Here is a 14,021-nt window from a genome sequence, read left to right on the forward strand (position 1 = left end):
CTAACTCACCTTACATTATAAAAACAGAAGAGAATATACATACTCTTCTGAACGCTACGGATTACTATCTTTTTACACAGTCGACGATTCAGTACGAAGCAGTTTTTTATCAAAAACCCATGGGACTCCTTTCAAGAAGTGTTCTGGGTATACATGGTGGTGTCTATGAAAGTGATTGCTATGATGATATAAATGAATTTCTAAACGCTCTTATTACTGACAAAGACTACGAACTACACCAGCAGCGTTCGAAAAAATGGCTGTCATTTATCTATCATTATTTCCTTATAAAAAACGATAATGAAAATAGAGGAAGTGAGAGTCAGCGTGTCAGCAATCTTTTAGCTCGCTATAGCCTTCCAGTAAATATCGACACCATTTACTCTCTTGAAAGATTCATTGCGCGATGGTGCAAGCATTAAATCATTCTAAAATGAGGTTCTATTTATTAATACACTCAGGGATAAATGCCTTGTAAATATATTTTGATCCAAATTATCTTCAGCTCGCAATATCTTGTCTATTAATGCTTGAAATGTAATCATAATGGTTTAGTTGCTCAATTGAGATTAAGGTTACTTGAGATAAGTGGCCTTAATCTTGCCACTCGCGCCAAACAAAAAATCCACATTCTGAATACGAAATTTAGTAAAGCTAAAGAATTTCTTTTCATAATTTTGTTTAATAAATACCACAAAACATCGCAACCTCAATTTTAATTTAGTTGAAGTCTAGTAATTCAGCACCGAATGTGAATAGCATTTGTTATAGTCCTGTCGTCAATCATCAATTGTTTTCGCTCCGCAAACGATATCACTTATCAAGTGACTCGTTAAGACACTCAAATCTGTATCAGATGTATCATCTGTGAAGCTATAAATAAATCTGTTCTGTGTCGACTTGCCCGGTTGAATAAGATACAGCTCCTTGTCATATTATAATTACCGTTGTTTAATTGAGCTGCAGGTGAATTATTACTGATGAAAATATTATTAATTTCTCGGTTCATTAATTAGCTAGAGTAGAGCAGAAAACCCAAATAAACAGGTATATGTTTGATTAAATTCCTTGCTTCCAGCATTCATGCTTTTCACTTTCACATAGCTATGGCAAAAGGCTTTTTATACTCTACTTTTTTCCTCGCATAACACTTGCCTACATTATCAAGAATCGAAAGCTAAGTGATATTTAGAGTTCCATGGAGTATATACAAACACTTTTCCGTCCCCGATTGGCTATTACTTTTGTTTTTTCCGCTTGACGGTCTTGTACGGTAGGTATGTTTTAAAAATCATAAGGCTTTTTATAACAGAATGAATGCTAATGCTTTTCCAGAAACCCAGCATAGCTGCTGATTATCTTTATTCAATAAAAAAAGCCAACCTTTGGGTTGGCTTTTTGAAAACAAAAACTAAAAAATTTATCAACGCAGCAGAGACAGAACGGTCTGTGGAACCTGGTTTGCCTGAGACAGAACAGAAGTACCAGCCTGCTGCAGGATCTGCGCCCGAGACATGTTGGAAACTTCAGTTGCGTAGTCAGCGTCCTGGATACGGGACTGAGCAGCAGACAGGTTGTTAGAGGTGTTGTTCAGGTTGTTGATTGCAGAAGTGAAGCGGTTCTGCACAGCACCCAGGCCTGAACGCGCGGTATCAACTTTAGCGATAGCTTTATCGATGGTGTCCAGATCAGTAGCGCTCATTGATTTGAGGTTGATTCCACTCACACCCAGAGTAGCAGAGTCAGCTTTAGCGCCGCTCAGATCCAGATTAATGATGTCGCCGTCATTCACGCCAACCTGGATTTTAACCACACCAGAAGCACCTGCAGTACCGTTCAGCAGTTTGATGCCGTTGAAGTCAGTTTTGCCTGCAACGCGGTCGATTTCTTGCAGACGAGCAGTAACTTCATCCTGCAGAGAGGCCAGGTCAGTAGTACTGTTAGTACCGTTGCTTGCCTGAACAGCCAGTTCACGAACGCGCTGCAGGTTGTTGTTGATTTCGTTCAGGGAGCCTTCAGCAGTCTGCGCCATGGAGATACCGTCGTTGGCGTTACGTGCTGCCTGGTTCATACCTTTGATCTGAGCGGTCATGCGGTTTGCAATCGCCTGGCCAGCGGCATCGTCTTTCGCGCTGTTGATACGCAGACCTGAAGACAGACGCTCAATAGCAGTGCCCAGAGAAGACTGAGATTTGTTCAGGTTGTTCTGAGTGGTCAGGGACAACAGGTTAGTATTGATAACTGCCATAATTTTCTTTCCTTCAAAAATTGGGTTTTAGGTCCGGTGCCTAACACTCACAGCGTCTCTCACCGTCAACAAGGTTATCGACGGGTCCCCAAAAGACTTTAGAATCAATTTTGAAAAAATTACAACCAACTGATTATTAACAGTTTTATTTTTAAAAAAAATCAATTAAGGTTTGCCAAAGCGTTATTATTTACGCTTTTTTAACGCGCAAAGAGATGACCAAAAGGGCACACACTTATTCATGTTTTAAATGCGCGGATAATGATCCTAAAGTGCAATCCTTTCATTAACCCCGCCAGGACGTGCCTATTCTTTGGATTATTTTTTTCTCACCATCGTAAACTTTTGCGTTAAGAGGCCGATAAGAGTCCTGAACTACTTTCGTATTTTAAGGAAAATATGCATGGCTACTATCAGTAACCTCGGGATAGGTTCTGCAGGACTCGGGGATTTATATAATCAGTTGGAAGCGGCAGAGAAAACCAAGCTGACGACGATTACTTCCCAGCAATCAACGTATAACGCACAGTTAAGCGCTTACGGCAAGCTGCAGAGCGCCATGACATCGCTGCAGACTGCCACCGCTGCACTGGGTAAAGCCACCACCTGGAACTCAACGTCCGTGAGCAGCACCAACACGGCCTTTACCGCCACGACGACGGCTGACGCCTCCGTGGGTTCCTTTGTGGTTAACGTCAACCAGGTTGCAAAGGCACAGGCGCTCACAACCGGCTCCTATGCAAACAACACGGATTTGTTAGGCGATACGACAGGTACGACCCGTAAAATCACCATCACCCAGCCGGGCACGAAAACGCCTTTAGAAGTCACGCTGGCCGATGGTGATACGTCGCTGGCCGGGATCGCGAGCGCCATTAACAAAGCGAACGGCAACGTCACCGCCAGCGTTATTAAAGCGAAAGACGGTGATTACCGCCTGATGCTGTCATCAAAAACCACCGGTACCGATGGTGCGATGACCGTCAGCGTCACCGGCGACGCCAAGCTGCAAAGCGCAATTGGCTACGATTCAACCACCAAAACGGGCGCGCTGACGGTGAACACCGACGCGCAGAACGCGATTGTGGTGGTGAACAACATCTCTATCGAGCGCCAGTCGAATACCATTACCGATGCGCTGCCTGGCGTGACTTTCTCGCTGAAAGCAGAAAGCAAGGCGGATGAAACACTAGAGGTCACTCGCGCAACGGATGCTAACCAGAAGGCGATTACGGACTGGGTAACGGCGTACAACTCGCTGCAGTCCACCATAAACAGCCTGACAAAATATGTACCGGTCGATGCAGGCTCTGGCAGCCAGTCTACCAGCAACGGCGCGCTGGTCGGTGATGCGAACGTGCGTGGGATCCAGTCTCAGCTGCGCGGTCTGCTGACCGAAGTGCAGGCCGGCTCTGTTCAAATCATGGCCCAACTGGGGATTACCCAGGACCCGGTAAAAGGCGCAGACGGTACCGTCGGTAACCTGAAGGTCGATACCGACAAGCTGAAAAAAGCGCTGACCGAAAACCCGAACGCCGTACAGCAGTATTTTGTCGGTGACGGGAAGAAAACCGGCATGGCGACCCAGATGAATAACACGCTGACCTCCATGCTCAGCACCAGTACCGGCAGCGCCGGTGTGATCCAGAACGCGAAAGACGGGATCAACAAAACGTTGAAAACTCTGGGTGAACGTTACGATGCCATGGATGCCCAAATTGAAGCCACCATGGCGCGTTACAAAACCCAGTTCACCAGCCTGGACGTATTAGTCACCAAAATGACCAATACAGCCAACTACCTGACCCAACAGTTCTCACAGAAATAGTCGTCGCATTGAGGAGTGGATATGTATAACACCTCTGGTGTTCAATCCTATCAGCAGATAGGAGTCGAAAGCGCAGTGATGAATGCCAGTCCACACCAGCTGATTGTCATGTTGTTCGACGGGGCGCATAGCGCCCTTGTCCGCGCGCGTTTGTTCCTGGAAGCCGGACAAATTCGTGAAAAAGGCGAAGCGTTATCCAAAGCCATCAACATCATCGACAACGGTTTAAAAGCAGGACTGAACATGGAGGTTGAGAGCGAGTTGTCCGGTAACCTTGCCTCCTTGTACGAATATATGGTTCGACGTTTGTTACTGGCGAATGTCAGTAATGACGTAGACGCAATTGTTGAAGTCGAGGGTTTATTAAACAACATTGCGGATGCGTGGAAGCAAATCGGCCCCAATGCGTCCTCTATTTCAGGATAATTTTGATGAATAATCCCAGCGCAGCGCTTAGCCACTGGCAGGCGTTACATGCTCAGAGCATTGCTATGCTAAATCTCGCACATTCTGGTCAATGGGATGCGCTTATCGAGCAGGAAATGCATTATGTACAACTGGTGGAGAGGATTTCTCAAACACCCATTATGTCATGCCCTCCGGCTCAGGTTGAGCAAGCGCGTGCGCTGCTGGAAATGATCCTTGAAAATGAGAATGCGCTAAAAGCGCTGCTGAAAGTCCGAATGGACGAACTGCGCAATCTGATCGATCAAACCGGCAAACAGCAATCCATCACGTCTACCTATGGAAAGCTGTCAGGGAATATTCTTTACCCAGAAAGTTTTACCCGCGACACACAACTATGATTTCTTCATCCATACTCCAGAAGTCTGCCAATGGCTTCTGGAGCAAGGATGATGAAAAACCCCACCCTGTTACAATGTTTTCACTGGTACTACCCTGCTGGCGGTGAATTGTGGCGAGAGGTCACGGCGTTAGCCCCCAATCTTAACGAAATCGGCATTAACATGATCTGGCTCCCGCCCGCCTATAAAGGCGCGTCAGGCGGGTATTCTGTCGGCTATGACTCCTATGACCTGTTCGATCTGGGCGAGTTTGACCAGAAAGGCAGTATCGCCACGAAATACGGTGACAAAGCGCAGCTGCTGGAAGCCATCGACGCCCTCAAGCGCAACGACATTGCCGTGCTGCTGGACGTGGTGGTGAACCACAAAATGGGTGCCGATGAAAAAGAGCCCGTCCGCGTTCAGCGCGTGAACGAGCAGGATCGCACGCAGATCGACGATGAGGTCATCGAGTGCGAAGCCTGGACCCGCTACACCTTCCCTGCCCGCGCCGGGCAATATTCCCAGTTTATCTGGGACTACAAATGCTTCAGCGGCGTCGACCACATTGAAAACCCTGATGAAGACGGCATTTTTAAAATCGTCAACGACTACACCGGCGAAGGCTGGAACGATCAGGTTGATGATGAGATGGGTAACTTCGATTATCTGATGGGCGAAAATATCGACTTTCGCAATCACGCCGTCACCGAGGAGATCAAATACTGGGCCCGCTGGGTCATGGAACAGACGCGTTGCGACGGCTTTCGCCTGGACGCCGTCAAGCATATTCCCGCCTGGTTCTACAAAGAGTGGATTGAGCACGTCCAGGAGGTCGCCGACCAGCCGCTGTTTATCGTGGCGGAATACTGGTCCCATGAGGTGGATAAACTTCAGGCCTATATCGACCAGGTCGAAGGCAAAACCATGCTGTTTGATGCCCCCCTGCAGATGAAATTCCACGAGGCGTCACGTCAGGGCCGGGATTACGACATGAGCCAAATCTTTACCGGCACGCTGGTGGAAGCCGATCCGTTTCATGCGGTGACCCTCGTCGCAAACCATGACACCCAGCCTTTGCAGGCGCTGGAAGCCCCGGTCGAAGCCTGGTTTAAACCGCTGGCGTATGCGCTGATCCTGCTGCGGGAAAATGGCGTGCCGAGCGTCTTTTATCCGGACCTCTTTGGCGCCAGCTATGACGATACGGGTGGAGACGGTGAAACGTACCATATTGATATGCCTGTGATTGAGCAGCTCCACGAGCTGATCCTCGCGCGCCAGCGTTTTGCCCACGGCGTGCAGACGCTCTTTTTTGACCATCCTAACTGCATCGCCTTCAGCCGCAGCGGCACGGAAGACGATCCCGGCTGCGTGGTGGTGATGTCGAACGGGGACGACGGCGAGAAGGTAATTTGCCTGGGGGAAAACTACGGCAACAAAACGTGGCGTGATTTTCTCGGCAATCGCGAAGAAACGGTCACCACGGCGGCGGATGGCGAAGGGACGTTTACCTGCAAAGGCGGAAGCGTGAGCGTGTGGGTAATTGAGGATGCGCTGTAGAAACCATGCCGGGTGGCGGCTTCGCCTTACCCGGCCTACGCGAAGGCACTTTTGTAGGCCGGGTAAGCGTCAGCGCCACCCGGCAACAAACGGCTACGGTAATTTACTCTCCAGCGGATGCTTGCTCAGGTAATCGGCACACTCAACCGTTGGGCGATCGACCTTCTGCAACTCCAGCCCGTCGTACTCAAGCGTCGAGCCATCGCGCTCCAGCGGATAGATATCCAGCTTGCGCGTCACGTTGTAATAACTGTCTGAACGCAGCATGATTTTACCCGGCACGGCAATCACGCGCTGCCACTGACGGCAGTCCAGCGTATCGCCCTCTTCCGTCACCACCAGCGTGGCAATCGCTTCAGGGCTGACCATTTTGCTCTGCGGCCCTTTTGACTGCCAGTATCCTGCCAGATGCGCCGGGACAGGATGCTTGATCACCTCTTTATAATTATCGACCTGAACGCACCCGGTCAGTGCCAGCAGCGCGCCAGCAATTGCTATTTTTTTCATCATCTTTCCTGCATTCGAAGAAAAAAATATTGTGGCATTAAAGCGCTGCGGCTGCCAGCGAAGATCGACAGGTCTTAGACCTGCATCCCCATCACTTCCTGATAAGCCGACACCAGCTTGTTACGCACCTGGATCCCCATCTGCAGGGAAACCGAGGCTTTTTGCAAATCGGTCATCACATCATTCAGCGCCACGCCCGGCTCGCCGAGGGTGAATTTCTCTGCCTGCGTGCGCGCTGCGGTCTGGGTATCACTGATACGGTCAAGAGCGGCATGCAGTTGCCCTGCAAAGCTGATGCTCGGCTGCTGATCTGCCACATTCTGATTACGGGCCGTCATCGCCGTTGCCTGCAGCTGACTGATTACCCCTTCAATGCCCTGTATAGCCATGACTCTCCCCTGGATGGTTTTTTACGCGGTCAAGACTAACAGCTTGTCAATAAGATAATGGCGGTAAATAGCATGAAAAAACCAGGTTATTTGACGCATAGAAAATCACGAATCATCAAATAATGGCAGGGCCATCAATATGGAACATTTGTCGTGTTTGCCGACCCGGGAGTCAGTTTTGTTTCTCTACACGAATAACGTAAACCACCAGGATTTAAGAGGTGCGCAATGAGTGCAACAGCATCGACAGCGCCGCAGAATAAATCACTCGAGTGGATGAACCGCCTTCGCGCGAATCCTAAAATCCCGTTGATCGTGGCAGGCGCTGCCGCAATTGCGATCCTTGTAGCGATGGTCCTGTGGGCGAAAAGCCCTGATTACCGGACGCTCTACAGTAACCTTTCCGATCAGGATGGCGGCGCCATCGTCACCCAGCTGACCCAGATGAACATCCCTTATCGCTTTGCCGATAATGGCGGTGCGCTGGAGGTCCCGGCAGATAAGGTGCACGAACTGCGTCTGCGCCTGGCCCAGCAGGGGCTGCCGAAGGGCGGCGCGGTAGGCTTTGAGCTGCTGGATCAGGAAAAATTCGGTATCAGCCAGTTCAGCGAGCAGGTGAACTACCAGCGTGCGCTGGAAGGTGAGCTGGCCCGCACCATTGAAACATTAGGCCCGGTGAAGAGTGCCCGCGTGCACCTGGCGATGCCAAAACCTTCCTTATTTGTCCGCGAACAGAAATCGCCTTCGGCTTCCGTGACCGTGAACCTTGAGCCTGGCCGCGCGCTGGACGAAGGGCAAATCAGCGCGGTGACGCATCTCGTCTCCAGCGCCGTGGCCGGTCTGCCGCCGGGTAACGTGACGCTGGTTGACCAGAGCGGTCACCTGCTGACGCAATCCAATACCGCCGGTCGCGATCTGAATGACGCGCAGCTGAAATATGCCGCTGATGTGGAAAGCCGTCTCCAGCGCCGTATCGAAGCGATCCTGGGTCCGGTGGTGGGCAACAGCAACGTGCACGCGCAGGTCACCGCGCAGATCGACTTCTCGAATAAAGAACAAACCGAAGAGCAGTACAGCCCGAACGGCGATGCGGCGCAGGCGGTTATGCGTTCGCGCCAGATCAACACCAGCGAGCAGATTGGCGGCGCAAACCCGGGCGGCGTGCCGGGCGCGCTGTCTAACCAGCCTGCCCCGGCTAACGCGGCGCCGATCTCTACGCCGCCGGCCAATCAGCAGAACGGCCAGCAGAATAACCAGCAGACCACCTCAACGGCGACGAACAGCGGTCCACGAAACAGCAGCCGTAACGAAACCACGAACTACGAAGTGGATAGAACGATTCGCCACACTAAACTGAACGTGGGCGATATTCAGCGTCTTTCCGTGGCGGTAGTGGTGAACTACAAAACGCTGGCGGATGGCAAACCGTTGCCGTTGACCGCCGAGCAGATGAAGCAGATTGAAAACCTGACCCGTGAAGCGATGGGTTACTCCGAGAAGCGCGGCGATACCCTCAACGTGGTGAACTCACCGTTCAACTCGGTGGAAGAGACCGGCGGTGAACTGCCGTTCTGGCAACAGCAGGCGTTTATCGACCAGCTGATGTCCGCAGGACGCTGGCTGCTGGTGCTGATTGTCGCGTGGCTGCTGTGGCGCAAGGGCGTTCGTCCTCAGCTCCAGCGCCGTGCTGAAGCTGAAAAAGCGGCTCGCGAGCAGATGAATGCGCGTCAGGAAACGGAAGAAGCGGTTGAAGTGCGCCTCAGCAAAGATGAACAGATGCAGCAGCGCCGCGCTAACCAGCGCATGGGTGCCGAGGTGATGAGCCAGCGCATTCGCGAAATGTCAGATAACGATCCGCGCGTCGTGGCGCTGGTCATCCGTCAGTGGATGGGTAACGAACATGAGTAATACGCTTACGGGCACCGATAAAAGCGTCATCCTGCTGATGACCATTGGCGAAGATCGCGCGGCGGAGGTGTTTAAACACCTCTCCCAGCGGGAAGTGCAAATTCTCAGTGCGGCGATGGCCAACGTGCGTCAAATCTCCAACAAGCAGCTGACCGAAGTGCTGTCGGAGTTTGAGCAGGAAGCCGAACAGTTTGCCGCGCTGAACGTCAACGCCAACGACTACCTGCGTTCCGTGCTGGTCAAGGCGCTGGGCGAAGAGCGTGCCGCCAGCCTGCTGGAAGACATTCTGGAAACGCGCGATACCGCCAGCGGTATCGAAACGCTTAACTTTATGGAACCGCAGAGTGCCGCGGACCTTATTCGCGACGAGCACCCGCAGATTATCGCCACCATCCTTGTCCACCTCAAACGTGGTCAGGCGGCCGATATTCTGGCGCTGTTCGAAGAGCGTCTGCGTCACGATGTGATGCTGCGTATCGCCACCTTCGGCGGCGTTCAGCCTGCCGCGCTGGCGGAGCTGACCGAGGTGCTGAACAACCTGCTCGACGGCCAGAACCTCAAGCGCAGCAAAATGGGCGGCGTGAGAACGGCGGCAGAAATCATCAACCTGATGAAAACGCAGCAGGAAGAGGCCGTCATTACGGCGGTTCGCGAATTCGACGGCGAGCTGGCACAGAAAATCATCGACGAGATGTTCCTGTTCGAAAACCTCGTCGAAGTGGACGACCGCAGCATCCAGCGCCTGCTCCAGGAAGTGGATTCCGAGTCGCTGCTTATCGCCCTCAAAGGCGCCGAGCAGCCGCTGCGCGAGAAGTTCCTGCGCAACATGTCTCAACGTGCGGCCGATATCCTGCGCGACGACCTTGCCAACCGCGGTCCGGTTCGTCTGTCTCAGGTGGAAAACGAACAGAAAGCCATTCTGCTTATCGTTCGTCGTCTGGCGGAAACCGGCGAGATGGTGATTGGCAGCGGAGACGACACCTATGTCTAATGAGCTGCCGTGGAAGCGCTGGACGCCGGACGATCTGGCCCCTCCCCTCTCCGAGTTCACGCCAGCCGCGATCCCGACCGAGGCGCTTGACCCGGACGTCGAGCAGCCCGAGCTGAGCGAAGAGGAGCAGCAGGCGCAAATGCTGGCTCAGCTGCAAATGCAGGCGCACGAGCAGGGCTACAATGCCGGTCTGAACGAAGGCCGGCAGAAAGGCCACGAGCTGGGGTATCAGGAAGGCCTGGCGAAAGGGCTAGAGCACGGTATCGATCAGGCGCGCCAGCAGCAGGCGCCGATCCATGCCCGCATGCAGCAGCTGGTCAGCGAGTTTCAGCACACGCTGGACGCGCTGGACAGCGTGATTGCCTCGCGACTGATGCAGATGGCGCTGGAAGCCGCGCGTCAGGTGATCGGCCAGACGCCCGTGGTGGATAACACGGCGCTAATCAAACAAATTCAGGGCCTGCTGCAGCAGGAGCCGCTGTTCAGCGGTAAGCCGCAGCTGCGCGTCCATCCGGACGACCTGCAGCGCGTGGAAGAGAGCCTGGGCGCGACGCTAAACCTGCACGGCTGGCGTCTGCGCGGCGATCCGTCTTTACATCACGGCGGCTGCAAAGTTTCTGCCGATGAAGGCGATCTGGATGCCAGCGTCGCCACCCGCTGGCAGGAACTGTGTCGCCTGGCGGCACCGGGAGTCGTCTGATGACCGCACGCCTCACCCGCTGGCTCACCACGCTCGACAACTTTGAGACGAAGATGGCGCAACTGCCATCTGTTCGTCGTTATGGGCGGCTGACGCGCGCCACCGGTCTGGTCCTGGAGGCCACCGGCCTGCAGCTTCCGCTGGGCGCGACCTGCGTGATTGAGCGTCAGGACGGTCTGGAAACGCGTGAAGTAGAAAGCGAAGTGGTCGGGTTCAACGGCCAGCGCCTGTTCCTGATGCCGCTTGAAGAGGTGGAAGGTATTCTGCCCGGCGCGCGCGTGTATGCCAAAAACACGTCCGGCGATGGGCTGCAAAGCGGGAAACAGCTGCCGCTTGGTCCTGCCCTGCTGGGTCGCGTGCTGGACGGCAGCGGGAAGCCGCTCGACGGGCTGCCCTCCCCGGACACTACCGAAACCGGCGCATTAATTACCCAGCCGTTTAACCCCCTGCAGCGAACCCCTATCGAGCATGTGCTCGACACCGGCGTGCGCCCGATTAACGCCCTGCTGACCGTGGGACGCGGGCAACGTATGGGCCTGTTCGCCGGGTCAGGCGTGGGTAAATCCGTCCTGCTCGGCATGATGGCGCGCTACACCCAGGCGGACGTTATCGTCGTGGGCCTGATCGGCGAGCGCGGTCGTGAAGTAAAAGACTTTATTGAAAACATTCTGGGTGCGGAAGGCCGAGCCCGCTCGGTGGTCATTGCCGCACCGGCGGACGTGTCGCCGTTACTGCGTATGCAGGGGGCAGCCTATGCCACCCGCATCGCCGAAGATTTTCGTGACCGCGGCAAGCACGTGCTGCTGATCATGGATTCCCTGACCCGCTACGCGATGGCGCAGCGTGAAATCGCGCTGGCTATCGGTGAGCCACCGGCGACCAAAGGCTACCCGCCTTCGGTCTTCGCCAAACTCCCTGCCCTGGTGGAACGTGCGGGGAACGGCATCAGCGGCGGCGGCTCCATCACCGCGTTCTATACGGTGCTGACCGAAGGCGATGACCAGCAGGATCCGATTGCCGACTCCGCGCGCGCGATCCTTGACGGTCATATCGTGCTGTCTCGTCGTCTGGCCGAAGCCGGACACTATCCGGCGATAGATATTGAAGCCTCTATCAGCCGCGCGATGACCGCGCTGATAACCGAGAAACACTACGCCCGCGTGCGTAACTTTAAACAACTCCTCTCCAGCTTCCAGCGCAACCGCGATCTGGTCAGCGTAGGGGCGTATGCCAAAGGCAGCGACCCGATGCTCGACAAAGCGATTACCCTGTGGCCGCAGCTGGAGGCATTTTTGCAACAAGGCATTTTTGAACGTGCCGACTGGGAAGATTCAATTCAGGCTCTGGAGCTGATTTTCCCGCAGGTGTAACACAGGTGGAGGGCGAAGGTCATGGCGCAAAACAGCGCGTTATCAACGCTGAAAGATCTGGCTGAAAAAGAAGTTGATGATGCCGCATTGCAGCTTGGCGCAATGCGACGCGGGTGCCAGCAGGCTGAAGAACAGTTGAAGATGTTAATCGACTATCAGCATGAATATCGCACCAACCTCAATACCGATATGACACAGGGCATTGGAAGCCAGCGCTGGATTAACTATCAGCAGTTTATCCAGACGCTGGAGAAGGCGATAGATCAGCATCGCCAGCAGCTTCACCAGTGGACCCAGAAAGTCGATACCGCGCTGAATTTCTGGCGCGAGAAGAAGCAGCGACTGCAGGCCTGGCAGACCTTACAGGACCGACAGATTGCGGCAACGACCCTGGCGGAAAACCGCCTGGATCAGAAAAAAATGGATGAGTTTGCCCAGCGCGCATCAATGAGGAAACCGGAATGATCACACTGCAACAACTGCTGATGAGCGACAGCGACCTGTCAGGCGGTACGCAGACAGGAAAAGGCACCGACGGTGCACAGGACTTTCTCGCGCTGCTTGCGGGCGCCCTGTCGGACGCGACGGGCAAGGGCAACGATGCGCCCCTGACTCTGGCTGACCTGAAAGCCGCCGGCAGCAAGCTGTCCCACGTTGCTCAGGACGCCAAAGGGGATACCACCCTGCAGACCAAAATTGCCGACCTGCTCTCGCGTCAAACTGCGCTGAAAGGCGATGAAACGTCGTCCGTCACGTCGCTTGATACGCTGGTATCCGGGCTGGTGCCGCTGTCAAAGGGTGATGCCCTGAAAACGCTTAATGCGGTCAACAGCAAAGATGACGGCAAAAGCGAGCTGAGCGAAGAGGAGCTGGCCGGGTTAAGCGCGCTGATGGCCATGCTGCCGCACCAGCAGACCAGCACCTCACGTGCGGCAGGCAGTGACGGTGTGTCCGCCACCGCAACGCTGAGTTCAGCGGCGCTGACGCAAAACGGCGCGGGCCAGCCGTCCCTGAACGCGCTTCCGGGAAGCCATGATAAAGCCCAGAGTGCTGCGCCTTATCAGAGCCAGGCGAAAAACAGCGACCCGGCCCTGTCGGGTAACGCGCCGGCCACGCCGGCCGTGGCCGCAACGGCAGAGAAGCAGGAGCTTGCCAGTTCCTCCTCCTCAGCCTCACCGACGGCGACCCTGGCACCGATTATGTCCAGCCATGCGACCAGTCAGACAGCCGCCACCGTCGCCACCGCGCCGGTGTTAAGCCAGCCTCTGGGTACGCATGAATGGCAGCAGTCCCTGAGCCAGCACATCACCCTGTTCACTAAACAGGGCCAGCAGACAGCCGAGCTGCGTCTGCACCCGGAAGATCTGGGTCAGGTGCAAATTTCGCTTAAGCTGGATGATAACCAGGCGCAGCTGCAGATGGTTTCTGCGCACAGCCATGTCCGTGCGGCGCTGGAAGCCGCGCTGCCGGTCCTGCGAACCTCACTGGCGGAGAACGGCATTCAGCTTGCGCAAAGCAGCGTCAGCAGCGAGAGCTTTGCCGGGCAGCAGCAGTCCTCATCCCAGCAGCAGCACCAGGCTTCGCGTTCCGGCAACACCGGCGGCTTTAATGACGAGAGCGATGAGTTACTGCCTGTCCCTGCCGCTCTGCAATCCGCCGCGCGCGGTAACAGTGCCGTAGACATCTTCGCCTAAACGCCAGAGGTAGCGTGATTATCCCCGTCTTTTCCACGCTT

General features: G+C 54.3%; 14 protein-coding genes. 11 read left to right on the forward strand and 3 right to left on the reverse strand.

Features of this window, described 5'->3' with window-relative positions:
* A partial coding sequence (locus ACVCAM_RS18715) for a hypothetical protein (protein ID WP_447093642.1) occupies positions 1-422 on the forward strand: 422 nt, incomplete at its 5' end.
* A gap of 1,001 nt (positions 423-1,423) precedes the next feature.
* Here ACVCAM_RS18715 and ACVCAM_RS18720 read toward each other — a convergent pair.
* Complete coding sequence (locus ACVCAM_RS18720) at positions 1,424-2,248, reverse strand: flagellin N-terminal helical domain-containing protein (protein WP_025912254.1); 825 nt, start codon at positions 2,246-2,248, stop codon at positions 1,424-1,426.
* A gap of 403 nt (positions 2,249-2,651) precedes the next feature.
* Between ACVCAM_RS18720 and fliD the strand changes: the two genes are divergently transcribed.
* The 4 genes from fliD to amyA are packed head-to-tail and all read left to right on the forward strand — an operon-like array spanning position 2,652 to position 6,421.
* On the forward strand, positions 2,652-4,076 hold the full coding sequence (gene fliD, locus ACVCAM_RS18725; protein WP_025912253.1) for a flagellar filament capping protein FliD: 1,425 nt from the start codon (positions 2,652-2,654) through the stop codon (positions 4,074-4,076).
* 21 nt (positions 4,077-4,097) lie between these two features.
* Positions 4,098-4,502, forward strand: a complete 405-nt coding sequence (gene fliS / locus ACVCAM_RS18730; protein WP_025912252.1) for a flagellar export chaperone FliS — start codon at positions 4,098-4,100, stop codon at positions 4,500-4,502.
* 5 nt (positions 4,503-4,507) lie between these two features.
* Positions 4,508-4,882, forward strand: coding sequence for a flagella biosynthesis regulatory protein FliT (gene fliT, locus ACVCAM_RS18735; RefSeq protein WP_008500332.1), 375 nt, complete (start codon positions 4,508-4,510; stop codon positions 4,880-4,882).
* A 51-nt stretch (positions 4,883-4,933) separates the two neighbouring features.
* Positions 4,934-6,421, forward strand: coding sequence for an alpha-amylase (amyA, locus tag ACVCAM_RS18740; RefSeq protein WP_021241382.1), 1,488 nt, complete (start codon positions 4,934-4,936; stop codon positions 6,419-6,421).
* A 93-nt stretch (positions 6,422-6,514) separates the two neighbouring features.
* On the opposite strand, the gene yedD is transcribed toward amyA, so the two are convergent.
* Together yedD and fliE are read right to left on the reverse strand one after the other, a co-directional pair.
* On the reverse strand, positions 6,515-6,928 hold the full coding sequence (gene yedD, locus ACVCAM_RS18745; RefSeq protein ID WP_023293875.1) for a lipoprotein YedD: 414 nt from the start codon (positions 6,926-6,928) through the stop codon (positions 6,515-6,517).
* Positions 6,929-7,002: 74 nt separating this feature from the next.
* Positions 7,003-7,317, reverse strand: coding sequence for a flagellar hook-basal body complex protein FliE (gene fliE, locus ACVCAM_RS18750; protein WP_008500329.1), 315 nt, complete (start codon positions 7,315-7,317; stop codon positions 7,003-7,005).
* A gap of 228 nt (positions 7,318-7,545) precedes the next feature.
* Between fliE and fliF the strand changes: the two genes are divergently transcribed.
* The 6 genes from fliF to fliK are packed head-to-tail and all read left to right on the forward strand — an operon-like array spanning position 7,546 to position 13,980.
* Positions 7,546-9,225 carry a flagellar basal-body MS-ring/collar protein FliF gene (fliF, locus tag ACVCAM_RS18755; protein ID WP_021241384.1) on the forward strand — a complete coding sequence of 560 codons (1,680 nt, stop codon included), beginning with the start codon at positions 7,546-7,548 and terminating at the stop codon, positions 9,223-9,225.
* Positions 9,218-10,216, forward strand: a complete 999-nt coding sequence (gene fliG / locus ACVCAM_RS18760) for a flagellar motor switch protein FliG (RefSeq protein ID WP_008500327.1) — start codon at positions 9,218-9,220, stop codon at positions 10,214-10,216. The genes fliF and fliG overlap by 8 nt, the downstream gene beginning before the upstream one ends.
* Positions 10,209-10,916 carry a flagellar assembly protein FliH gene (gene fliH, locus ACVCAM_RS18765; protein ID WP_008500326.1) on the forward strand — a complete coding sequence of 236 codons (708 nt, stop codon included), beginning with the start codon at positions 10,209-10,211 and terminating at the stop codon, positions 10,914-10,916. Before fliG ends, fliH begins: the two co-directional genes overlap by 8 nt.
* The gene (fliI, locus tag ACVCAM_RS18770; RefSeq protein ID WP_008500325.1) at positions 10,916-12,286 is read left to right on the forward strand and encodes a flagellar protein export ATPase FliI; all 1,371 of its coding nucleotides are present in this window, start codon (positions 10,916-10,918) and stop codon (positions 12,284-12,286) included. The genes fliH and fliI overlap by 1 nt, the downstream gene beginning before the upstream one ends.
* A 21-nt stretch (positions 12,287-12,307) precedes the next feature.
* Complete coding sequence (gene fliJ / locus ACVCAM_RS18775) at positions 12,308-12,751, forward strand: flagellar export protein FliJ (protein ID WP_021241386.1); 444 nt, start codon at positions 12,308-12,310, stop codon at positions 12,749-12,751.
* Positions 12,748-13,980, forward strand: a complete 1,233-nt coding sequence (gene fliK, locus ACVCAM_RS18780) for a flagellar hook length control protein FliK (protein WP_248247903.1) — start codon at positions 12,748-12,750, stop codon at positions 13,978-13,980. The genes fliJ and fliK overlap by 4 nt, the downstream gene beginning before the upstream one ends.
* The last annotated feature ends 41 nt before the right edge of the window (positions 13,981-14,021 follow it).

The organism is Enterobacter sp. CFEC122, from assembly GCF_052983755.1.